The 24019-nt window shown below is 32.0% G+C and carries 22 protein-coding genes; 8 read left to right on the top strand and 14 right to left on the bottom strand.

The features are described from left to right. Positions 1–16: 16 nt before the first annotated feature. Complete coding sequence (locus tag ACVBFA_RS03480; protein ID WP_002446666.1) at positions 17–1315, bottom strand: DRTGG domain-containing protein; 1299 nt, start codon at positions 1313–1315, stop codon at positions 17–19. A 197-nt stretch (positions 1316–1512) separates the two neighbouring features. On the opposite strand from ACVBFA_RS03480, the gene ACVBFA_RS03485 reads away from it, so the two are divergent. Continuing rightward, complete coding sequence (locus tag ACVBFA_RS03485; RefSeq protein WP_002446667.1) at positions 1513–1926, top strand: universal stress protein; 414 nt, start codon at positions 1513–1515, stop codon at positions 1924–1926. 261 nt (positions 1927–2187) lie between these two features. Here the strand turns inward: ACVBFA_RS03485 and ACVBFA_RS03490 are convergent, their stop codons facing one another. Beyond that, on the bottom strand, positions 2188–2877 hold the full coding sequence (locus tag ACVBFA_RS03490) for a metal-dependent hydrolase (protein WP_002457817.1): 690 nt from the start codon (positions 2875–2877) through the stop codon (positions 2188–2190). A gap of 171 nt (positions 2878–3048) precedes the next feature. Between ACVBFA_RS03490 and ACVBFA_RS03495 the strand changes: the two genes are divergently transcribed. After that, complete coding sequence (locus ACVBFA_RS03495) at positions 3049–4104, top strand: M24 family metallopeptidase (protein WP_002474995.1); 1056 nt, start codon at positions 3049–3051, stop codon at positions 4102–4104. A gap of 62 nt (positions 4105–4166) precedes the next feature. Here ACVBFA_RS03495 and ald read toward each other — a convergent pair whose 3' ends face one another. Then, positions 4167–5282 carry an alanine dehydrogenase gene (gene ald, locus ACVBFA_RS03500; RefSeq protein WP_002446670.1) on the bottom strand — a complete coding sequence of 372 codons (1116 nt, stop codon included), beginning with the start codon at positions 5280–5282 and terminating at the stop codon, positions 4167–4169. 147 nt (positions 5283–5429) lie between these two features. Here ald and ACVBFA_RS03505 point away from each other — a divergent pair, with 147 nt between their 5' ends. Then, a complete protein-coding gene (locus ACVBFA_RS03505) occupies positions 5430–5930 on the top strand; it encodes a universal stress protein (RefSeq protein WP_002457820.1) in 501 nt (166 codons plus the stop codon). Between the two features lie 137 nt (positions 5931–6067). On the opposite strand, the gene ACVBFA_RS03510 is transcribed toward ACVBFA_RS03505, so the two are convergent. The 7 genes from ACVBFA_RS03510 to ezrA all read right to left on the bottom strand — a co-directional run bounded on the left by ACVBFA_RS03510 (position 6068) and on the right by ezrA (position 14411). Continuing rightward, positions 6068–7321 carry an acetate kinase gene (locus ACVBFA_RS03510; protein WP_002486737.1) on the bottom strand — a complete coding sequence of 418 codons (1254 nt, stop codon included), beginning with the start codon at positions 7319–7321 and terminating at the stop codon, positions 6068–6070. A gap of 88 nt (positions 7322–7409) precedes the next feature. Continuing rightward, on the bottom strand, positions 7410–8357 hold the full coding sequence (locus tag ACVBFA_RS03515) for a class I SAM-dependent methyltransferase (RefSeq protein WP_002457822.1): 948 nt from the start codon (positions 8355–8357) through the stop codon (positions 7410–7412). A 128-nt stretch (positions 8358–8485) separates the two neighbouring features. After that, complete coding sequence (tpx, locus tag ACVBFA_RS03520) at positions 8486–8980, bottom strand: thiol peroxidase (RefSeq protein WP_002446674.1); 495 nt, start codon at positions 8978–8980, stop codon at positions 8486–8488. Positions 8981–9219: 239 nt separating this feature from the next. Then, positions 9220–9984 carry a sulfite exporter TauE/SafE family protein gene (locus ACVBFA_RS03525; protein ID WP_002491768.1) on the bottom strand — a complete coding sequence of 255 codons (765 nt, stop codon included), beginning with the start codon at positions 9982–9984 and terminating at the stop codon, positions 9220–9222. Positions 9985–10023: 39 nt separating this feature from the next. Then, positions 10024–11247, bottom strand: a complete 1224-nt coding sequence (thiI, locus tag ACVBFA_RS03530; RefSeq protein ID WP_126122367.1) for a tRNA uracil 4-sulfurtransferase ThiI — start codon at positions 11245–11247, stop codon at positions 10024–10026. Continuing rightward, positions 11247–12386: a cysteine desulfurase family protein gene (locus ACVBFA_RS03535; protein ID WP_002486750.1), complete on the bottom strand. Its 1140-nt coding sequence runs from the start codon at positions 12384–12386 to the stop codon at positions 11247–11249. The genes thiI and ACVBFA_RS03535 overlap by 1 nt, the downstream gene beginning before the upstream one ends. A gap of 330 nt (positions 12387–12716) precedes the next feature. Beyond that, positions 12717–14411 carry a septation ring formation regulator EzrA gene (gene ezrA / locus ACVBFA_RS03540; protein ID WP_002486736.1) on the bottom strand — a complete coding sequence of 565 codons (1695 nt, stop codon included), beginning with the start codon at positions 14409–14411 and terminating at the stop codon, positions 12717–12719. A gap of 134 nt (positions 14412–14545) precedes the next feature. On the opposite strand from ezrA, the gene ACVBFA_RS03545 reads away from it, so the two are divergent. Together ACVBFA_RS03545 and rpsD are read left to right on the top strand one after the other, a co-directional pair. Beyond that, positions 14546–15016: a GAF domain-containing protein gene (locus ACVBFA_RS03545; RefSeq protein ID WP_126122366.1), complete on the top strand. Its 471-nt coding sequence runs from the start codon at positions 14546–14548 to the stop codon at positions 15014–15016. Between the two features lie 220 nt (positions 15017–15236). Further along, positions 15237–15839 carry a 30S ribosomal protein S4 gene (gene rpsD / locus ACVBFA_RS03550; protein ID WP_001830798.1) on the top strand — a complete coding sequence of 201 codons (603 nt, stop codon included), beginning with the start codon at positions 15237–15239 and terminating at the stop codon, positions 15837–15839. Positions 15840–16109: 270 nt separating this feature from the next. Here rpsD and ACVBFA_RS03555 read toward each other — a convergent pair whose 3' ends face one another. Next, on the bottom strand, positions 16110–16856 hold the full coding sequence (locus ACVBFA_RS03555; protein ID WP_002486749.1) for a glycerophosphodiester phosphodiesterase: 747 nt from the start codon (positions 16854–16856) through the stop codon (positions 16110–16112). Positions 16857–16933: 77 nt separating this feature from the next. Here ACVBFA_RS03555 and ACVBFA_RS03560 point away from each other — a divergent pair, with 77 nt between their 5' ends. Genes ACVBFA_RS03560 through serA form a run of 3 tightly spaced genes read left to right on the top strand, consistent with a single transcriptional unit; the run spans position 16934 to position 20183 of the window. Beyond that, the gene (locus ACVBFA_RS03560) at positions 16934–17401 is read left to right on the top strand and encodes an SACOL1771 family peroxiredoxin (RefSeq protein ID WP_145375085.1); all 468 of its coding nucleotides are present in this window, start codon (positions 16934–16936) and stop codon (positions 17399–17401) included. A gap of 33 nt (positions 17402–17434) precedes the next feature. Beyond that, positions 17435–18598: a pyridoxal-phosphate-dependent aminotransferase family protein gene (locus ACVBFA_RS03565; protein WP_002446683.1), complete on the top strand. Its 1164-nt coding sequence runs from the start codon at positions 17435–17437 to the stop codon at positions 18596–18598. Continuing rightward, positions 18588–20183 carry a phosphoglycerate dehydrogenase gene (gene serA, locus ACVBFA_RS03570; RefSeq protein WP_002474988.1) on the top strand — a complete coding sequence of 532 codons (1596 nt, stop codon included), beginning with the start codon at positions 18588–18590 and terminating at the stop codon, positions 20181–20183. The genes ACVBFA_RS03565 and serA overlap by 11 nt, the downstream gene beginning before the upstream one ends. Positions 20184–20262: 79 nt before the next feature. On the opposite strand, the gene ACVBFA_RS03575 is transcribed toward serA, so the two are convergent. The 3 genes from ACVBFA_RS03575 to ACVBFA_RS03585 all read right to left on the bottom strand — a co-directional run bounded on the left by ACVBFA_RS03575 (position 20263) and on the right by ACVBFA_RS03585 (position 23788). Further along, positions 20263–21387, bottom strand: a complete 1125-nt coding sequence (locus ACVBFA_RS03575) for an HAD family hydrolase (RefSeq protein WP_002474959.1) — start codon at positions 21385–21387, stop codon at positions 20263–20265. A 95-nt stretch (positions 21388–21482) separates the two neighbouring features. Next, a complete protein-coding gene (gene nagE / locus ACVBFA_RS03580; RefSeq protein WP_002474999.1) occupies positions 21483–22955 on the bottom strand; it encodes an N-acetylglucosamine-specific PTS transporter subunit IIBC in 1473 nt (490 codons plus the stop codon). A gap of 209 nt (positions 22956–23164) precedes the next feature. Then, positions 23165–23788: a lysophospholipid acyltransferase family protein gene (locus ACVBFA_RS03585; RefSeq protein WP_002446687.1), complete on the bottom strand. Its 624-nt coding sequence runs from the start codon at positions 23786–23788 to the stop codon at positions 23165–23167. Positions 23789–24019 lie beyond the last annotated feature (231 nt).

Genomic DNA, 24019 nt, shown 5'->3' on the forward strand with positions numbered 1-24019 from the left:
ATTTCTAAATATTATTTTAAAACCCATCAAACATTTGACAAATTACTAAGGCATTAGCAACTTTTTCACCATTATTAATCATAGTAACTTCTAATTTAGCAAAATATCGTCCAACATCTAACATTTCATAATGTACTTCAATAGAAGATTCAATTGGTACAGTCTTAATATAGATAATACTCATACTTTCTATCATGACATTACCTTTTTTATACTTTCTCATTTCGTGACGAATCGTTTCCTCAATAATTCCAACAAATACTGCTTTACTTAAAGTACCGTAATGATTTGTAATGAGCGGAGATACGTCGACATTTATTCCTTGTTGATGTATTGAAATATGTTTAGCAATTTGATCATTCACTGTTTCACCAATTTGAGGTTGTCTACCTAATAATTGCATTGATTTTAAAACATCCTGTCTGTTAATTACACCGACAGCTTTTTTATTATTATCAGTTACTGGTAATAATTCAATCCCTTCCCAAATTAATAAATGGGCACAACTAGCAACCGTATTTGTTAATTTAACACTCAATGGATTTTTAGTCATAACCTTACCTAATAGATCTTCTTCGTTCATATTGATGATTTCTCTACTTGTTACTATACCTACTAATTTAAATTCTTCGTTTACTATAGGAAACCTTGTATGGCCAGTTTCATTTGCTATTTTTTTGTAATCATGAATTGTCATTGAATCAAATAACACTGATAATTCATTGATTGGTTTAACTATATCCTCAACCACAAGTATTTCTTTGCGTATTTTCTGATTAAACATTGCTTTATTGATGATATTAGCAACTAAGAATGTATCATAACTTGAAGAAATAATTGGCAATTCATGCTCATCTGCATATCGTATAATTTCAGCACTTGGACGAAAACCACCTGTGATGAGTATTGAAGTTTCTCGTTTTAAAGCTTCAATCTGTACATTTTCTCTATTTCCAACAATTAATAATGTGTGTTTGCCTATATATTTCAGAATATCATCAAATTGCATTGCTCCTATTGCAAATTTTGAAACTGATTTATTAAGTCCAGCTCTACCAGCAAGTATTTGACCCTCAACAATATTTGCAATTTCATTAAACGTTAAGTTATCTAAATTTTCTCTATTTCGTTTCTCGATTCTAACAGTACCAACTCTGTCAATAGTTGCTACAATTCCAAGTTGACTCGCATCTTTAATTGCTCTGTACGCAGTACCTTCAGACACATTAAGATCTTTAGCAATTTTTCGCACAGAGATTTTAGAGCCTATTGATAAAGATTCAATATGTTTAATTATTTGTTCATTCTTTGTCATCCCGTTACCTCTTATATCTTTATAACAGTCTTTTTATCATTATAACTTTTAATGTACAAAAAATCATTGTTCAATCATTCTAAAATACTAAATATTAATCAATATAAATTACCGTTAAAGATTATATTCAAAATATTTAAATATTAATGGAAATCACACTAAAACTTTACTAAAATAAAGTTGAGGAGGGATGATTTATGTATAAACATATTCTACTTGGGGTAGACACTCAAATTAAAAATGAGAAAGCTCTTAAAGAGGTGTCTCGTTTAGCAGGTGAAGGTACTATCGTCACAGTTTTAAATGCCATTAATGAGCAAGATGCTCAAGCGTCAATCAGAGCTGGCGTACATTTAGATAAGCTAACCGAAAAACGTTCTAAAGGTTTAGAAAGTACACTTAAAACTTTAGAAGACTACGGCATTGATTATGATGAAGTTATTGTGAGAGGCAATGCTAAGGATGAGCTATTAAAATTTGCGAATAGTGGTAAATATGAAATTGTTGTTCTTAGTAACCGAAAAGCTGAAGACAATAAGAAATTTGTTTTAGGTAGCGTAAGTCATAAAGTAGCTAAACGTGCTACTATTCCTGTTTTAATAGTTAAATAAACAACATACTCGTAACCTAAAATACCAAAACTATAATAAATGAGTTAGTATTTGTATTAAAAGGTTTGATATAATTTCAATTTTTATTCAGCAATCGACTTGCCACAACATTAGGAAGCCTGAGACATTATGTGTGTCTCAGGCTCTTATTTATATTTCTTAAATTCAAAATATCAACTTATTACTGTTAAATTTTAATTAACGTTGTACTTTTAGAAAATGACTTAAAAACCAAAAGCTATATGTCATTTAGACAAATAATTAAAATTCCACTGATTCTCCTGGATTGAGAATTTGCACTTCCCCTACCTGAACTGCATCCTTAAATTGCTCTGGATCTTGTTCAATTAACGGGAATGTATTGTAATGAATAGGAACACTGATTGTAGGCTTAATAAATTCATTAATAGCGTAACTAGCATCTTCTATTCCCATGGTAAAGTTATCTCCAATAGGAACAAAACATACATCAACTGGGTGTCTATCTGCTATCAATTTCATATCACTAAATAATCCTGTATCCCCAGTATGATAGATAGTCTTACCTTCAGCTTCGACAATTATTCCCATAGGCATACCTAAATATACGGGCACACCATTTTCATGTGTAAAACTAGAACTATGGAATGCTTGAACAAATTTGACTGTTCCAAAATCAAATTCAGCTTTCCCACCAATGTTCATGCCATGAACATTTTCGACTCCGTGATAAGTAGATAAATATCCTTGTAATTCTGCCGAACCAATCACAGTTGCATGGTTACGATTGGCCAATTCAACTACATCACCAAAATGGTCAGCGTGACCATGTGTTAAGATAATGTAATCTACCTCTAACGTTTGTTCATCTAGGTCACATTTATCGTTGCCAGAGATAAATGGATCAACTATAACTTTCTTGCCGTTACCTTCAAAATAAATTGTTGATTGACCATGAAATGAAAGTTTCATAAGAGTTCCCCTCCTAAAAGTAATATCTTTTAACAGTATACCCTAACAGTCACATTTATAACACTAGTGAGCTATTTAGCTTGTTTAGTTCAAACAATAACTCTTCCTTTTTGAAAACTATATCTTATTAGCATAGAATTAATATATCATCACATGATGGAGGTTCATTATATGACTAAAATAGAAGAAATCAAAAAAGTTTTACAACAGGAAGATGCTGATGCAGCATGGATTACGACACCCTTAAACATCTTTTACTTTACTGGGTATCGAAGTGAGCCACATGAAAGACTCTTCGCTTTGCTCATTCCATCAAATGAAGAGCCTGTTTTATTTTGTCCAAAAATGGAAGTTGAAGAAGTAAAACAATCACCGTTTAAAGGTAAAATCGTCGGTTATTTAGATACTGAAAACCCATTCGACAAATACTCTAAAACTTTCTCTAAAATGCTCATTGAAAGTGAACATCTTACAGTTAAACGTCAAAGAGAATTAACAAAAGCGTTTAATATAGAACACTATCAAGATGTTGATCAATCAATCAAGGACTTACGTAATATCAAATCAGAAGATGAAATTATCAATATAAAAAAGGCAGCTGCGTTAGCTGATAAATGTATTGAAATTGGTAAATCCTTTCTTAAAGAAGGTGTAGAAGAAAGAGAAGTTGTCAACCATATCGAAAATGAAATAAAAAAATATGGCGTTAATGAAATGAGTTTCGACACGATGGTACTCTTCGGTGACCATGCTGCTTCACCACATGGTACACCCGGTGACAGAAAATTAAAGCAAAATGAGTTTGTACTATTTGATTTAGGTGTTGTATACCATCATTATTGCAGTGATATGACACGCACAATTCATTTTGGCAAACCTAATAAGGAAGCACAAAATATATATAACATTGTTTTAAAAGCAGAAACGGAAGCAATTAAATCTATTAAACCAGGAGTTACCATCAAAGATATTGATAAAATAGCAAGAGATATAATCCAAGAAGCAGGTTATGGTGATTACTTTCCGCATAGACTAGGTCATGGATTAGGCCTTGAAGAACATGAATATCAAGATATATCAAGTGTAAATAATAATAAACTTGAAGCAGGAATGGTGATTACTATAGAGCCTGGCGTATATGTCCCTCATGTGGCTGGTGTTAGAATTGAAGATGATATTTTAGTAACTGAAAATGGTTATGAAATATTAACTCAATACGAAAAATAACAAAACCACAATAAGCCCCAAGCTTCATTCACATGAATGAAGCTTGGGGTAAATTTCACGCATTATTTCAATGCATCTTCAATTGAAGTATATTCAAAATTAAATGTATCGGCTACATTCTTATTAGTCACGTGTCCATTAAATGTATTTAGACCTAAAGATAATGGATGATTTACTTTGAATGCTTCACGATAACCTTTATTAGCCAATAATTGCGCATAAGGTAATGTTGCATTGTTCAATCCAATTGTAGATGTACGTGGAACGGCGCCTGGCATATTAGCCACAGCATAATGCACGACACCATGTTTAGTATAAGTTGGGGCATCGTGCGTTGTAATTTTATCAGTAGTCTCAAAGATTCCACCTTGATCTATCGCAATATCTACAATCACTGATCCATCTTTCATTTCTTTTATCATATCTTCAGTCACTAAGTTTGGCGCTTTAGCACCTGGAATCAGAACTGCTCCAATGACTAAATCACTTTCTTTTACATACATTTCTATATTCAATGGATTGGACATTATTGTTCTTACTCTGCCATCAAACAAGTCCTCTAATTCTTCTAAACGTTTAGGGTTAACATCTAAAATTGTTACTTCAGCACCTAACCCTAAAGCTATTTTAGCTGCATTTGTTCCTGCTTGACCGCCACCAATAATAGTGACTTTACCTTTAGGCACTCCAGGTATGCCACCTAGTAAGATACCCATACCTCCATTAAATCTTTGTAAAAATTCAGCTCCCACTTGTGCAGACATTCTACCAGCCACTTCACTCATTGGTGTTAATAACGGTAAAGAACCGTCTGGTAATTGTACAGTTTCATAAGCAATAGATATAACCTTGTTGTCCACAAGTGCCTGAGTTAATTTCTGTTCATTCGCAAGGTGTAAATAAGTAAATAAGATTAACTCTTCTTTAAAGAATTTGTATTCTGATTCAAGTGGTTCTTTGACTTTGATGACCATATCAACATCCCAAGCTTTTGACTGCTCATCAACAATTTTGGCACCGGCTTCTTGATAATCACCATCTTCAAAGTAAGATCCTAGACCAGCATTTGTTTCTACTAAAACTTCATGTCCTTGGTCTACAAGTGCATGTACACCACTTGGTGATAACCCCACTCGATTCTCATTATTCTTTATTTCTTTAGGAATCCCAATTTTCATATTATCTACCTCCAACCTTATCGTAACGTGTCCTTATCAAAACGGCAAACGATAACATATAATGACATAATTTTGTAATTATTATTAATTAAATATTCTGTTTATTGTGTTAAAATAGAATTAAGAAAGATAAAGGGGGCAATAATGATGATTTCTTATAAAAATATATTAATCGCAGTCGATGGATCTCATGAAGCAGAATGGGCTTTTAACAAAGCTGTCGGTGTTGCTAAACGTAACGATGCTCAATTAACTATTGTGAATGTAATTGACTCACGTACGTATTCTTCTTATGAAGTATATGATGCTCAATTCACAGAAAAATCAAAACATTTCTCCGAAGAATTACTTAAAGGTTATAAAGAAGTAGCCACAAATGCAGGTGTAAAAAATGTTGACACACGTTTAGAATTCGGCTCACCTAAAGCAATTATACCTAAAAAATTAGCGCATGATGTTGGTGCTGATTTGATTATGAGTGGTACATCAGGTTTAAATGCGGTAGAACGTTTTATTGTTGGCTCTGTATCAGAAGCGATTGTTCGACATGCACCTTGTGACGTATTAGTTGTACGTACAGAAGAAATGCCTGAAGATTTCCAACCTCAAGTAGCAACATCTCAATTACGTGAAAAATATCAAGATTAGTCACTGTTATAGATAAAATAAAAAATACTGCCGGTTGTAGTTTACTAACTTAACCGGCAGTATTTCTATATGTACTAAAATTTTTTAATACATATAGAAAAAGATACTATTTGAATTCATTAATCCTATTTTTAAAATTAATTCACTTCGATACTTTCGTTGGTATTAAATTCTTCTTTTTTGGGTGTATTATCATTAAGTTGACCATATTTAATCACGTCACGAGATATCATTACTTCTTCATCAGTAGGTACAACAAGTACTTTTACAGGTGAATGTGGATAATTAATATAACCTTCTTCACCATGTAAACTTTCATTCTTCTTAGGATCCCAATAAACACCCATAAACTCAAGTCCTTCTAAAACTTTACCACGAATAATATGTGAGTTTTCACCTATTCCTGCAGTAAATACAATAACATCTACACCATGCATTCTAGCTGCATAAGAACCAATATATTTGTGAATTTTTGAAGCAAATAAATCTAATGCAACACGTGAACGTTGACGTCCATGTTTTGCTTCTTCAGTTAAATCACGCAAATCACTTGATGTCCCAGTAAGACCTAATAATCCTGATTCTTTATTAAGTATTTCTAATACTTCATCAGCTGTTTTACCCGTTTTTTCCATAATGAATGGTATTAAAGCTGGATCAAGATTCCCCGAACGAGTCCCCATTGTTACACCAGCAAGTGGTGTGAATCCCATAGATGTATCAATAGATTCTCCACCGTCTATAGCTGCAATAGATGCACCGTTACCGATGTGACAAGAAATAATTCTTAAATCTTCAATTGGTCTACCAACAATTTGAGCAGCTCTACGAGATACATATTTATGACTTGTGCCGTGGAAACCATACTTACGTATACCATAGTCTTCATAGTAATGGTATGGCAAGCTATATAAATAAGCTTGTTCAGGCATAGTTTGGTGGAAAGAAGTATCAAACACCGCAACATGTGGGATTTCTGGTAATAACTTTCTAAAAGCTCTAATACCCATTAAATTAGCTGGATTGTGTAAAGGTGCTAATTCACTTAATTCTTCAATTTGAGATTCTACATCATCAGTAACAACAACTGATTTAGGGAAAGTTTCGCCACCGTGCACAACACGATGACCTGTTCCTTGAATATCAGTGATGTCTTTAATCATTTCATGTTCTTTAAAACTATCTAACATTATATTAACGGCTTCTTCATGATTATGGATATCTCTGATATCAGTAAGCTTCTCGCCATTAACATGAATGGTGAAGATAGAATCGCTTAAACCAATACGTTCTATCACACCTTTAGTTACTAGTTTTTCTTCAGGCATCTTAATTAGCTGGAACTTTAAAGATGAGCTACCAGCATTTACCGCCAAAATTAATTTTGACATAAGACATTGTCCTCCATCATTTGTTTAGTTATATTTTTCACATAATCATTTTATCATTAACACAGTTTGAATACTATATTGTTACAGACTATTTTTTTGTATGATTTGTGACTATCCACTGATTCAATTCAGAAATGAAACCTTGAAATTGTTGAGGATTTTTAAAATCAGGGATATTTGCTAATAAGACTTCAACTGGTCGAGTTTCTCCTGATTTTTTCTTTTGTAAAATCAATATAGATTTACGTGCTTTTTCATTTTTAAATAAAGTTTTAGGTAAATTTAAAAATGCTTGCATCTCAGTCTCTGTAGCAATGAAATTTTCCAACTGTTTCACTTTATCATCTTCAAAGAGATGACTAGGAACAACTAAAAATGCATAACCTGCCCCTTTTAGCGCATTAATAGATTGTTCGATTAACAGATGATGGGAATAACTGTGTCCCTCTTCGAAGCCTAACTTCATTTCTCTACTACGTTCATCTAAAGGATAGTATCCTATTGGGAAATCTCCAATCACGACATCTGCCTCTTCCAATGGTAATGGCATAATCGCATCTTGAGGATAAACGTCAAATGGTATCTCTAAAAAATTGGCCAAATGCACACTTACACGTGATAGCACTGGATCGACCTCTATCAGATGGTGCATAATTGTTTTATCAGAAAGTACTTCTTTCACTGCTGCACTTAGATGACCTGCCCCACTTGCAATATCTACAATGTGCATTTCCTCTTTATGTTCTAAAAAGCGTTGAACAAGAAAACCGAGAATGAGTCCAATAGAATCAGGCGTAATCTGATGATTAGCTTGAATATTTTCTTCTTGTAATAAACTTAAATATGCAAATTGAAAAGCTTTCCTTCTATCTTGAAGCGTTGCTTGCTCTAAAAGTTCTCTTTGGTTTGTATATATATCTTCCATAGCTAGCCCTAAATTTTCGATAAAACTTTGTCCATTTTCTTTGTTTAAGGCTTTAGCTTTATCGTCTAATGTATGAAATAGACGTTCCATTATAGTGTTTTCTTCAGACATAAAATATCCCTTTCTATTTAAAAAAGTGTCCATCCGTGATTGATAGTATGAATTAACTCTAAATAATTAATTTACTACTCGAACAAGTATGGACACTAAAACTTTTTACTGTCAATAGTTCAATATGACTAAATATTTCTATATGCTTTTAATGCGGCTTCAAAATCAGGGTAATTCGTACCTTCACTGACAATTTCCTTATATACTACTTTATTGTTTTCGTTTAACACAAATACCGAACGTGCAAGTAAGCGTAATTCATCCATTACAAGTCCATAATTTCGACCAAAAGATAAATCTTTATGGTCACTTAAAGTAATTACATTTTCTAATCCGCTTGATGCACACCATCTTTTTTGGGCGAAAGGTAAATCTACTGATATCGTTAAAACTACGCCATCTTCAGCTGAAGCTTCTTCATTAAACTTTCGAGTTTGACTATCACATACTCCTGTATCAATAGATGGTATAACACTAATTAATTTCTTCTTGTTTTTATAATCATCTAAAGTAATTTGATTCAAACTATTATCAAGAACTGTGAAATTTGGTGCGATATCACCTTCATTAACCTCAGAACCTGATAATTTAATGGGATTATTTTTAAATGTAATTTGAGTCATCGTAACGACCTCCTATCAACTTAGTTAATTATAATGATACGACAAAGAACGTATGATTTTCAATTTTTTTAGCCATTATCTATTAAAAAATGAAAACCTTTCCAAAAAAATCGTTGTTTGTAATATAGTAATAAAAGAGGCCAAACAAATTTGCAAACATTAACTCGACAAGATAAGCAATACACACTCATTTAAAGTTTGTCTACAATTTCATTTGAACCTCTTAATCTAACAATTATTTACTGCACAATAAAATCGTAGAGATTTTTTATAATTAATATTGCAGTAACTACTATAAATAAAGCTTTTACATACCTTACCCCTTTTTTCAAGGCAAATTGAGCACCTAACAAAGCACCTATCATCATGCTAAAAGCCATAATAATACCATAAAAATAATTGACCTGACCTAAAATCATGAAAAATAATAACGCACCACAATTAGATGCAAAATTTAAAACCTTTGCATTACCAGCTGCGCTTAAAAAGTCAAAGCCAAATAATAAAAGTGTAAATAGCATAAAGGAGCCCGTACCACCACCTAAAAAACCATCATAAAATCCAATAACAATAAATATTAATGTAAATAATACTGCTTTTGTAAAAGTAAAATCGGTAAATGTTCTTACATTTCCCCAATCTTTTTGTATGATGGTATAAATAAGAACTAATGACAGTGCTATAATGATTAGTGGTTTTAAAATATTTGCTGGTATGTATGTCGCAATGATAGCACCACCACCGGAAGCAACAAATATTAATGGAAACATCTTTCCTACTATTTTCAAGTCAACTTTACCTGAACGTAAAAATTTTAATGCACTTGTTAATGTACTAAAAGAACTCGCAAATTTATTTGTACCTAAAGCAACAGATGGTGGCAAGCCAACTGCAAGTAATGCAGGGGTTGAAATTAGTCCACCCCCACCAACTACAGAGTCGACGAATGAAGCGATAAAACCAAAGGCAACAATCATCAACATAATCGATAAATTCCAATCCATACTAAGCCTAACCCCTTTGTTTTTATTACATTACGAATTTTAGAATAAATCTTTAATCAATGAATCTGTAGATTGTTCTTTCGCACTCTTATAATTTTGATCTATTGTTAATGTTTCAATATTTTCAACTGCATTTTCTATCATTTCATCAAAATTAAATACACTTTCATATTTTACTACTTTGTCAAAATCCGGTTCAGTTACAGGATTTTTCGGAGTAAATATTGTACAACAATCTTCATAAGGTTGAATAGATGTTTCAAATGTACCGAGTTCTTTTGCTTTCTTAATAATGTCTTCTTTATCTAACGTTAATAGAGGTCTTAAAACAGGTGTAGCTGTGACATGATTAATAGCGTACATACTCTTTAGTGTCTGACTTGCTACTTGACCAAGATTCTCTCCATTTACGATGGCATTAGCATTTATTTGATGTACAACTTTATCAGATATACGCATCATCATTCTTCTTGTAGAAGTCATTGTATAACGAGGATGTACAACTTTATTAATTTGCTTTTGTATTTCTGTAAATGGTACGAGATGCAGCTTAATAGGACCAACACGTTCCGCTAAAATTCTTGTTAATTCGATAACTTTATCTTTAGCTTTTTCACTCGTAAATGGTGGACTATGAAAATGTATTGCTTCAACAGTTACGCCACGTTTCATTACTTCTATTCCTGCTACAGGAGAATCAATACCACCACTTAACATAAGTAATGTCTTATCTCCTGTACCGACTGGCAGTCCACCTGCACCAGCGATTACTTTTTCATAAATATAAATAGCATCCATTCTTACTTCTATTTTAATTTCATAGTCAGGATTTTTAACATTCACTGTTATATTATTATTTTCTTTTAGTATTGCTCCACCTACTTGACGTTGCAATTCATACGTATCCAATCGAAATGACTTATCAACTCGTTTTACATCTACCTTAAAAGTTGAACCTTTTACAAAGTCTTGAGATAACTGTATCGCTGATTGATTTATTTTCTCTTCATTTTTATCAATTTTTATGACTGGACTGATTGACTTTATACCATAAACTTTAGATAAGCGGTGAATGATCTCATTTATGTCTGCTTCAGGGGATAATTCTATGTACATTCTATCCCTCTTTCCTTTGACATGATAACCACGCAATGGAATAAGTGCGCGTTTCACATTGTCTTTAAGTTGATTAACAAACATTTTTCTATTCGTACCTTTAAGCGTAAGTTCTCCATATCTAACTAATAAATGATCAAATTGCATTACTTTAACAGCTCCTTAATTTCCTTATATACAGTTTCAAATGCATTCATAAAACTTAATATATCGTTTTCAGTCGTATGTGCCCCTAAAGAAATTCTTATACTACCTTCTATTTTTGACTCTGTAATTTCCATAGCAAGTAAAACCTCATTTAATTTATTCATCTTAGAAGAACAAGCACTTGTAGTTGAAACCATTACGTTTTGTTTGGAAAAAGCATTAACAAGTACCTCACCCTTAACACCTGGAAATCCTATATTTATAATGTGGGGTGATGCATTTTGAGGAGAGTTGATAAATACATTTTTGTATTCTGCTAAAAATGAAAGTAATTTATTTTTATAATTGCTTAAACGTAAATTAAGCTCTTTTGTTTGATCAACAGCATTCTTTATAGCTCTAACCATAGAAATAGCCATTGGTAAATTAACTGTACCACTTCGTAAACCATATTCTTGTCCACCACCATGGACAATAGGTTCTATGTTTTGAATATTTTTTAAAAGTAATAGACCTTGACCTTTGAGTCCATTAAACTTGTGACCGCTTAAGCTTAAACTATCAACATGATTGATCTGCATAGGTACCTTACCTAAAGCCTGGACTGCATCAACATGAAAGTGTGCACGTGGGTAATTTTTTACAATATTTGCTATTTCTTCAATAGGTTGAATTTGTCCCATAATATTATTGACATACATACATGTCACAAGTCCTACTTTATCTGTCATTAATAATTTTAAGTGTTCTGTGTCCAACTTACCTTCTTTTGTCACATCAACATATTTTAATTTAAAACCTTTTTCCCTTTCCAAATACCTCATTACTTCCAAAACTGAGGGATGTTCTAAGACTGATGTGATAATCTCATTAGCAGTTTCTTTTTTCATATACGCAATACCTTTTAGCAGTATATTATTCGATTCAGTTGCGCCACTTGTGAAAATGATATCAAACTGATTATTTAAGCTTAATATACGATTGATTTCACTTTTTGCTTTCAATAATAATTGTTCGGCTTGAACCCCTGCATGATGAGGACTATTTGGATTGAAGTATAATGTTTGGTTCACTTTTACGAATGAATCAACAACATCTTGATCAGCTTTGGTAGTGGCTGCATTGTCTAAATAAATCACTGATAACACTTCTCTTTCAAATTTTAATTAAATCTTGTTTTAAAAAATGAATTGCTTCACTATAAATTTACAAATTAAGATACTCAAGCATTATACTATTTTCTCACAAAATTAAAAGAGTGTGACCATGAATTTTAATTCACTACTAATAGAACACTAAAAAACCTGAGACATTCATTATTGTCTCAGGTAATTCCGATGCATGGAGAGTCGATGACTGCAGAAATTTACACTTATACTAATCTTTGACTTTATCAATTATGATTAAAATAAGATAGTAAATCTCATGTAGATTTAACTCACACTTGTATAATATTTATACACAAATTACTATTCTTTAATCACTTGCTCTTCAATATGTTTGGTAATACCAGGTTCAACACTTTCTAATGCTTCTTCGGCTATCTCTATCGCACGTTTATATCGGTTATTTTTAAATAATCGTTCTGCTTCATTTAAGCTTTTATCAACATGATGATGGTCCTTACGATATCTATTACCATATTGGATAAGCTTTTCTGCGTATACAGCATTTACAAGTACATCGTTAGCTTCATCTTCAAATGTATTCATTTGAATAACAATTTTTGCTACTTTATCCTTTAGTTGTTTAACATGAATTGGACGTTCGCTAAATTGATCATTTACTTCTCTTACTTCATTATCAATTTCATTTTTCATGATAATGAAACGTTCTGGAACGCTAGTTAAATTAGAAGCTAATAAACGTCGGTATACTTCTTCTTTCTTAGATTGTACTCTTAATAAATTATCTTCTGCTTCAGCTTCATCTTCGCGTAATTGAATGAGATGATTTTGAAGTTTATCTTGTTCTTTGTTAATCACAGATACATGATCTTCAAGGTACTGTAAATTATCTTGTACTTCACTATAACGTACCGCAGATTTAGAAGTTTCTTTTAAAATATCATCATAAACTGAGATGAGACTTTGAATTTCATTTTCAAATTGTCTTACACTTTGAGCATCTGATTCATTAATATAGTAATTTTCACGAACATATTCAATTTCGGTTTGTAATGTATAGTTCATATCTTTGGCCTTAAATAAGTCATCAGTAATGATATCTTTCGTTTCTTCAACTTCATTTTTGGCTTTTACTTCATATTCAATAAGATCATACATTTCATCTAATTTATCATTAATATTTTCAAGTTTATTATTAGCTTCATCTAATTCTAATCGACTAATCATTGGTTCAACAAAACTTAATTCTGTCTTAAGACTTTGTATTGTACCATCAACTTTTACATGATCTAAATCATAGCCTTCAACCTTTAAGTCTCTGCATCCATATTTTAAATCTTGAAACTGTCCTGGTAATTCTTTTTGAGTTTCTCGAATTAATTCTGGAATTTCATCCATATAAAATTTTAAATTTTTAATTTGATCCTCTAAAGCAGCAATGTGATTATGGGCTTGAACATAGTTACCTTCACTTTTTAAACTCTCATATTCATTTAACTTAGGCTCATAATTTTCGATTTCATTTTCAAGTGGTTCAGCTGCTTCACCAAATTGATGACGATTTGCTAATACATCACGTTTCATTTCACGATAGTCAACTTTACACTTTTCATACAATGCTTCATTTTCTTTATGTAAGTTTATAATGTCGTCCACTTGAGTTACTTGATGCTGATAATTCTCTTCGTATTGATCCATTAATTCGTGAGCATCATCAATTTCAGTTTGTGCTGCTGTGAATTTAAATTTCTCTAAAAACTCTTCAGCATTTTGAATTTTTTCTTCTACTGGAGCTAAGTATTTATTTGTAGTTTCTGTGTTGTCTTTTTTCATTGCATCATACTTAGTCTTTGTTTCACCTTTTAAATTTAAACCAGTAAGTTTTCTTAGGTTATCATCTAAAGGTAATTGTTCAATTTCGTTCTTACGCTCTTCTGTTTTTTCAATTAAATTTCTTTTGTTTGAGCGCATATAAAACAATACGCCAATAGCAATTAAAATAACTACTAATATTGCTAATATGATAAATAACACCATATACTTCTCCTCCTATTTTATCATCTTACATTATAACGTAATTTTGTGCGTCGTTAAATCACAAAATCAATTAATTGATAGATTATTTTTAAAAGCTTATACTAAATTAAAAATTGTAGTAACGAGGTATGACGATGACAATGAATATTCCAACAAATTATAAACTGATATCAAAACAACTTGCTAGTTTAATCGAAGATGAAAAGAATTTAATTGCAATATTAAGCAATACTTCTGCTCTTCTTAACGATACAATTGATCATATTAATTGGATAGGTTTTTACCTTATTGAAAATAAGGAGCTTATTCTTGGACCATTTCAAGGCCATCCTGCTTGTGTACATATTGCTATCGGCAAAGGGGTTTGCGGCACTGCCGTTTCATCTGGTGAAATACAACGTGTTAAAGACGTCCATCAATTCCCTGGTCATATAGCTTGTGACGCAAATAGTCAATCAGAAATTGTTATTCCATTACATCAAAACGGCCAGATTATCGGAGTATTAGATATTGACGCTCCTATAAAAAATAGATTTTCACAAGATGATCAAGAAGGACTTGAATCTATTGTAAAAACTTTAGAAAAACAACTCAATCAAATTTAAAATAATCTTGACACTTTCTTTTAAAATGATAAAATAGGCTTTGTGTGAATTAACGAAAATAGCAGTTATATATTATCTAGCTCTATGTTGTTCCCAATGTGGACGTGTCGCGTAACTGTCGCTATAAGGTGAAGACACATAAAACAATATATCTCGATAAGCATGTAACACTCTTTTTTGTTTTTTCATAACAACAAAAAAGAAAAAGGAGGAGTCTCACATGGCTCGATTCAGAGGTTCAAACTGGAAAAAATCTCGTCGTTTAGGTATCTCATTAAGCGGTACTGGTAAAGAATTAGAAAAACGACCATACGCACCAGGACAACATGGTCCTAACCAACGTAAAAAATTATCAGAATATGGTTTACAATTACGTGAAAAACAAAAATTACGTTACTTATATGGAATGACTGAAAGACAATTCCGTAACACATTTGATATTGCTGGTAAGCAATATGGTGTACACGGTGAAAACTTCATGATATTACTTGCTAGTCGTTTAGATGCAGTTGTTTATTCATTAGGTTTAGCTCGTACACGTCGTCAAGCACGTCAATTAGTAAACCACGGTCACATTGAAGTAGATGGTGGACGCGTAGATATCCCATCTTACTCATTAAAACCTGGTCAAGTGATTACAGTTCGTGAAAAATCACAAAACTTAGATATTATTAAAGAATCTGTTGAAATTAACAATTTCGTACCAGAATATTTAGACTTTGATGCTGACAACTTAAAAGGTACTTTCGTTCGATTCCCTGAACGTAGCGAGTTACCAGCTGAAATCAATGAACAATTAATCGTTGAGTACTACTCAAGATAATCGATTTCTACTTTTTACACCCAATTCCAATTTTGGATTTGGGTGTTTTATTTTATGTAAAAATTTCTATCTTGTTTTAGTTTTCAAGTATTTAATTGTATGATGCATTTTGTTTAATAAAAACTGGGATATTAATCAATATTCCAGTTTTTATTAACAATGATCAATACTCAACTTAATTGAAAATACACTCTTATTTATTATTTTTTGAAGCAAGTTTTGATTGTACGTATTGAACTTCGCGTTCTATACTTACATTTTCTCTCATACTTATAGCTCGAATAAATCTTCAGGTACATCGGAAATAATACCGTCAACACCAATATCTACTAATTTTTGTGATTCTTTTAATTTATTTACAGTATAAGGTAATACTTTTAACTCTTCATCATGAGCAAGTTGCATAAATTTTTGCGAAACAATTTGATAATTTGGATTTGCATAATCAGCAACTTTGGCAATTTTTTTGAAATTCGGTAACTTGTGCCAATATTTTTTCTTACTAATTAATAAACCTAATTCATAATCTAAATTCATTGCCGACAATTTTTTTACACAATCAAAATCGAATGATTGTAAAATCACTTTAGATTTAGATATTTGTCTTTCCTTCAATTTATCAACGATCATATTTTCAATATTTGGATACTGACTAGGCTTTTTTATTTCTATTAATAATTTTTGCGAAAAGTTATCTGCTAAATCTAACACTTCATCAAAAGTCGGTATACTCTCCCCTTTAAATTTCTCTCCTTTATAGAAACCAAAATCTAATGCTTTTAATTCTTTTAAAGTAAAATCAGAAACCTTACCTTTACCATTTGACGTACGATCGATAGTATCATCATGTATAACAACAAGTTCTTTATCTTTTGTGTAATGTACATCAATTTCCAACATATCTATATGTAACATGAGCGCATGTCGATAAGCGATTAAAGTATTTTCAGGATAATCTTCAGGTAATCCTCTATGCGCTACGATTTGGAAATGTTGATTTGGACGTCGAATTTTCATCAAAGTCACCTTTCTTTTAAACTTATTTAATTTGCCCTAAACTTAAATTACCATAATTAAATTGGAGGTCAATTCATATGGTTAGACATGATTTTAAAGTTAAAACTGAGTGGCTAGGTGGACGTGAAGAAGTAGGTAAACTTCGAGGAGATATTATCAATGAAAATATATCCATCCCCTCTTCACTCGGTGGCAAAGGAAAAGGCACAAATCCAGATGAATTACTAGTAAGTGCAGCATCATCTTGTTACATTATTTCACTCGCTGCAACACTAGAAAAGAGTGGTTTTACTAATGTAAAAATTAATCAACAGTCAATAGGTACAGCCTCATTTGAAAATAAAAAATTTAAAATGGAACGTATTACACATTATCCCTCAATTGAAGTGCCCTCTTCTCAAACAGAAAAGCTTAAAAGTATTTTAGATAAATTATTAGTGATTGCAGATAAAAATTGCATGATATCTAATGCAATACGGAATAATGTCATTATTTCAATTGAGCCTAATTTAATAAGGGTTTTAAATATTCAGAATTTTTGCTAAAATAAATAAATCTTATTGTGGGAGGAATGTACAATGCAGTATTACCAACCTTTATTATTAACACCTGGACCAACTCCTGTACCGGAACAAATCTTGAGTGCCGTACAATTACCAATGGTAGGTCATCGTTCTACTGACTTTGAGGAAATTGCTAGTGAAGCATTTAAAGGTTTAAAGCCAGTATTTGGTAGCAAAAACGAAGTACTTATTCTTACATCTAGTGGCACTAGCGTATTAGAAGCAAGTATGCTTAACATCGCAAATCCTGAGGATCATATTGTGATAATTGTTTCTGGTGCATTCGGAAATCGCTTTAAACAAATCGCACAAACTTATTATAATCATGTACATGTATATGATGTTAACTGGGGGGAAGCTGTAGTAGTTGATGACTTTATTAATTATTTAAAGCAATTAAATGTACCAGTCACTGCAGTATTCACTCAATTTTGTGAAACGTCTACTGGTGTCATACATCCAGTTCACCAATTAGGTCATGCACTTAAAGCTTTTGATAATTCCTTATATTTTATTGTTGATGGTGTAAGTTGTATCGGTGCAGTGGATGTTGATTTAACAAAAGATAAAATCGATGTATTAGTTTCGGGAAGTCAAAAAGCTATCATGCTACCACCAGGTCTAGCATTTGTTGCTTATAGTGATAGAGCTAAAAAACGATTTGCTGATGTAGAAACACCAAGATTCTATTTAGATTTAAATAAATACATCAAATCACAAGAGCAAAATTCAACGCCCTTCACACCTAATGTTGGTCTATTTAGAGGAATAAATGCTTATGTAGAACTTGTAAAAAAAGAAGGATTAAATCACGTTATTTCACGCCATTTTAAAATACGGGATGCCTTAAGAACGGCACTAAAAGCACTTGAATTAGAATTATTAGTAAAAGATGATGCTCATGCCTCACCTACTGTAACCTCATTTGTTCCAAAAAATCAAGAAGAACTTAATATCATTAAAAATCAACTTAAATCTCAATTCAATATAACTATTGCTGGAGGACAAGGTCACTTAAAAGGACAAATTTTGAGAATTGGTCACATGGGAAAAATATCTCCTTTTGATATTTTAGCAGTCGTGTCTGCATTGGAAATTATTTTAACTTCTAATAGAAATGTCAATTATATTGGAAAAGGGATAACTCAATTTATGGAGGTTATTGGACATGAGTCATAAAATATTAGTATCAGACCCAATTTCTGAGGATGGTTTACAAAGTATTTTAAAACATCCAGAATTTGAAGTAGATGTACAAACAGATTTATCTGAGAATGATTTAGTAAATATGATTTCAACATATGAAGCTCTTATCGTACGAAGTCAAACCCAAGTAACAGAGCGAATTATTAACGCTGCAACAAATTTGAAAGTCATTGCAAGAGCTGGTGTAGGCGTGGATAATATTAATATAGAAGCAGCGACTTTAAAAGGTATTCTAGTAATTAATGCTCCCGATGGTAATACAATTTCTGCTACAGAACATTCAGTAGCCATGTTGCTAGCAATGGCACGAAATATTCCTCAAGCACACCAATCTTTACGTAACAAAGAATGGAACCGTAAAGCATTTAGAGGTGTTGAACTTTATGGCAAAACGTTAGGTATTATCGGTGCTGGTAGGATTGGTTTGGGTGTCGCTAAACGTGCTCAGAGTTTCGGTATGAAAATTTTAGCTTTCGATCCTTATTTGACAGAAGATAAAGCGAAGTCATTAGATATTCAAATTGCAACTGTTGATGAAATTGCCGAAAAATCTGACTTTGTAACAGTTCACACGCCATTAACACCTAAAACTCGAGGAATTGTTGGATCATCTTTCTTTAATAAAGCTAAACAAAATTTACAAATCATAAATGTTGCCAGAGGAGGGATTATAGATGAAACTGCACTTATTGAAGCATTGGATAATAACTTAATAGATCGTGCAGCTATTGACGTATTTGAACATGAACCTCCTACTGATTCTCCCCTCATTCAACATGATAAAATTATCGTCACACCGCATCTTGGCGCCTCAACTGTAGAAGCCCAAGAGAAGGTTGCAGTCTCTGTATCTGAAGAAATAATTGAAATTCTAACTAAAGGGAATGTGGAGCATGCCGTGAATGCTCCAAAAATGGATTTAAGTAAAGTTGATGAAACAACGCAAAGCTTTATAGGTTTAAGTACAACTATTGGTGAGTTAGCTATTCAGCTCCTCGATGGTGCTCCAAGTGAAATTAAAGTTAAATATGCTGGTGACGTAGCTCAAAATGACACTAGTTTAATTACAAGAACAATTATAACGAACATCTTGAAAGAAGATTTAGGTAATGAAGTCAATATTATTAATGCATTAGCAATACTTAACCAACAGGGTGTCACCTATAATATAGAAAAACAAAAGAAACATTCTGGCTTTAGTAGTTACATTGAGCTAGAACTAGTTAATGATCAAGATAAAATTAAAATTGGCGCAACGGTATTCGCAGGTTTTGGGCCAAGAATAGTACGTATTAATGATTACTCACTTGATTTTAAGCCTAACCAATATCAATTAGTGACATGCCATAAAGACAAACCTGGTATAGTAGGCCAAACAGGAAACCTATTGGGAAGTCACGGAATCAATATTGCGTCAATGACTTTAGGACGTAACGATGCTGGTGGAGATGCTTTAATGATTCTTTCTATTGATCAACAAGCAAGTGAGGAAGTTATAAAAATTTTAAATGAAACAAGCGGATTTAACAAAATTATTAGCACTAAGTTAACAATTTAATTAATTACTTTCGTCTTTTTATAAACCAATAAAAATGCCTCAGATTGAAATTAATATACAATCTGAGGTCATTTTTTGTCTATAATAAAATTTTTCGAATCTTAGTTATATCTTCTACTACATAATCTGCTCCATTTGCAACTAATTCAGCGTGAGCAGCTTTACCTTTTAAACCAGTCAAAGTACCAATGAACGTTGCCCCTATCTTCTTCGCACTTAATAAATCAGCTAAAGAGTCACCTACTATGTATACCTCATCTTTATTTACGATATCTTCTTGATTTGTCGCATATCGTTCATATTGGTCGTTATAATTTCCATTTAAAGTAGCGATGTAACTAAATGGGTTAGGTTTTCCTAAAGGTTGATATTGAGGAAATTGCTTCTCAGCTAGCAACACCTCACTTGCCGTTACGATATGTTCATCTTTAAAATAAGATTTTAATCCCAATGATTGAAATGGAATTATTGTTTCAGTTCGTGGTCTTCCAGTTGCTATCGCAATTTGATATCCCGCTTCTATTAGATTTTGAAGTAATAATTGAATTTCATCTATAGGTTTAAGAATGACCTCATCATAAATGAAACCTTTCTTAAAATCTTGAATATCTTTTTTATATTCAACTTGATTAAATAAAGCTTTTCCTAAATACCATTCTTGATATATATCTTTTGCTAATGTCCATAAGGGACTTTTCAATTTAAATAAACTAGTGTTGTTAAGTTCTAATTGATTTTTAGCGTAAACTTCCAAATCTTCGTAAATAGCATCTTTACCATTTCTAAACGAAGCTATCACATCATAAGGTAAGCTATAATTTATCGTTTTATCAGTTAAATACTTTGCTATTTCCTTTAAAGTATCTTTTGTAAACAAAGATTCATCAAGTAATTGCTCTCGTAATGATGGTTTTAATTGTTTAGCTTTATCAATTAAATGAGTACTAAATACAATAAATAGCATATCCCAATTTGAATTTAAACCTAGTGACTTTAGTTGATTTAGTATTCGGTCATGATTGAATACGTTTCTACGTATTTTGTTTATATCGTTTTCAGTTAAATTACCATCAAAATGAATATCTATACCACAATTTAAGAAATCTGGACTCAATAAAAGTTCAGCTACAGTAATTGCTGAAACATCAAAACATCGTTCCTCACTTAAAAATACGCCATCTACATCAAATAATATAGCCTTCATGCCTTACCCCTTTCATTTCAGAAAATTCTGATATAACTATATTACATGGTTCAATTAAAAAGGGCAAACTCATTACAAGCCAGCCCTTTCACATACTAATTCATTTGGCGATCCATTTCATTGGCAACTTGTTGTACGTGTGTTCCAATAATCACTTGGGTATAATGCTGTCCATTTTGAGTTATACCAATAGCTCCAGCATTTTTAATTTTCTGCTCATCTATAATTGAATTGTCTTTAAGCTCCAATCTAAGCCTTGTTGCACAATGATTTAAACTAATAATATTTTCTTTACCACCTAATCCATCTAAAATACGTTTAGCATTTTGATAATATTTACTTGTAGTGGTTTTGTTCTGTAATACTTCCATTTCAGAAGTATCATTTGATGTTGGATCGATAAGTTCATTATCTCCCCTTCCTATAGTATTTAAATTAAAGACTTGTATGACAACTCTAAAGATAACGTAATAGACAATAAAAAAGACTACACCCTGCAACAATAACATCCAAGGGTGATTAGATATCGGATTAACTAATGAAAGCACATAATCTATAAGACCTGCACTAAATGAAAAACCTGCTGTCCATTGAAACATTGCTGCTATAAATAATGATAATCCAGTTAAAACTGCGTGAATAACAAATAAAACTGGAGCTACAAACATGAATGCAAACTCTATGGGTTCTGTTACACCCACAAAGAATGCCGAAACTGAACTTGCTAAAAACCAAGCGTAAACTTGTTTTTTTTGATTCGTCTTCGCAGTATGATACATCGCCAAAGCTGCTGCCGGTATACCAAACATCATAACTGGGAAAAATCCTGCTTGGTATCTGCCAGTAATTCCCTTAATAGCATTTTTACCACTTTGAAATTTACCTATGTCATTTATTCCAGCAGTATCAAACCAAAATACATTGTTGAGCGCATGATGCAACCCAGTAGGTATTAACAATCTATTAAAAAAACCATATAATAATGCACCGAATGGCCCCATACCAACAATCCACTTACCAAAAGTAACTATGCCATTAAAAACTGGAGGCCAAATCAATAATAAAATAACCGCTAAAATTGTACAAAAGAATGCTGTCATGATTGGAACAAGTCGTTTCCCACTGAAGAATGATAAGGCCATAGGTAAATTCGTTTCACTAAATTTGTTATAACTATATGCAGCAATCAAACCTATAATAATTCCTACAAACACATTTCCATTATTCATTTGACTAAATGCTAAATCAATCTTAGATTCTTTAATTTGTAACAAAGTTGCTAATTTTTCTGGAGATAGTACTACCGTAACTATAAAAAAACCTAACGCTGCTGCTAATGCTACTGCGCCATCGTTCTTCTTAGCCATACCGATAGCTACACCAATAGCAAATAATATACCTAATTGCTCTAATATAGTGGTCCCAACACTTGTAAAAAAGAGAGCAGCTTGAGGCAGTATATTTAAAGCATCTAAAGTATGACCTATACCTACAATTATTGCGGCTGCTGGCAGAACTGCTACAGGTAACATGAGAGACCTACCCAAATGTTGCAAAAATTTATACATTTATATCATCCCTTATTTTTATTATCAAACGTTAAAACACTGCAATGCAAAATCGTTTTCTATACCATACATTAAAGTCAAATTATTTACTCTAGAAAAATAATTATCCACTTTAATGTAAACGCTTAATTATACTCCAAAAGAAAGAACGTCTATACAAATCATTTAAATGTACGACGTTCCTCAATAGTAATGATATCTATATTACTCTATTTCTTTAAACTACGTGAAATTTCATTTAGTTCTTTTTGTAATTGAGTTGTGCGTCTTTCGATTTCTTTGGTTAGGAAATCTACTTTCTCATTACGTTTCAAATCCTTTGGAATATCATCCATCTCAATTGGTTTACCGATTTTGATTAATGCTTGACCTGTAATCAAACCATGAATTTTTTTGGGACCCACATAAGCCGCTGGTAAGATAGGCGCCTTCCCTAGCATTGCTATAGTAGCTGCACCACGTTTTAATGGGGCTCCCTCTACTGAAGTACGATGACCAGTCGGGAAAATACCTATAGTTTTATGTTCTTTAAGTAAATTCACTGGTTTTTTTAATGTACTTGGACCAGGATTTTCTCTATCAACTGGAAATGCATTTAGTGATTTCAAAAATTTGCCAGCCCACTGATTCCTAAATAATTCTTTTTTAGCCATGTAATGGATTTGATTAGGGAGTAATGCCATTCCTAACATGATTACTTCGTTATAACTTTCATGCGTACAAGTTACAACATATTTACTATCTTTAGGTATATTTTCCTTACCAATAACATATAATGATTTAGACATTTTCACTAAAATAACATCTAAAATCTTACTTATAAAATTGTACATAATGTCACCTGCTTATTTTCTTTATCATAATGATTTTATCACTATCAAATTCATAGAACAATACAACACATGTTTTCTTTAGTCATTTGATAACTATAGCACTGAAATAAATAACAATATGACTACAAAGTTATTTTTATCAAGCATTGATTCTTCCAAATCTTAAAGACAACAATAGCATTTATGATAATACTCCTAAAGTCGTATAGTTGATTGCTAGCAAATTTTATA

The sequence above is a fragment of the Staphylococcus sp. MSU001 genome, from assembly GCF_052976705.1.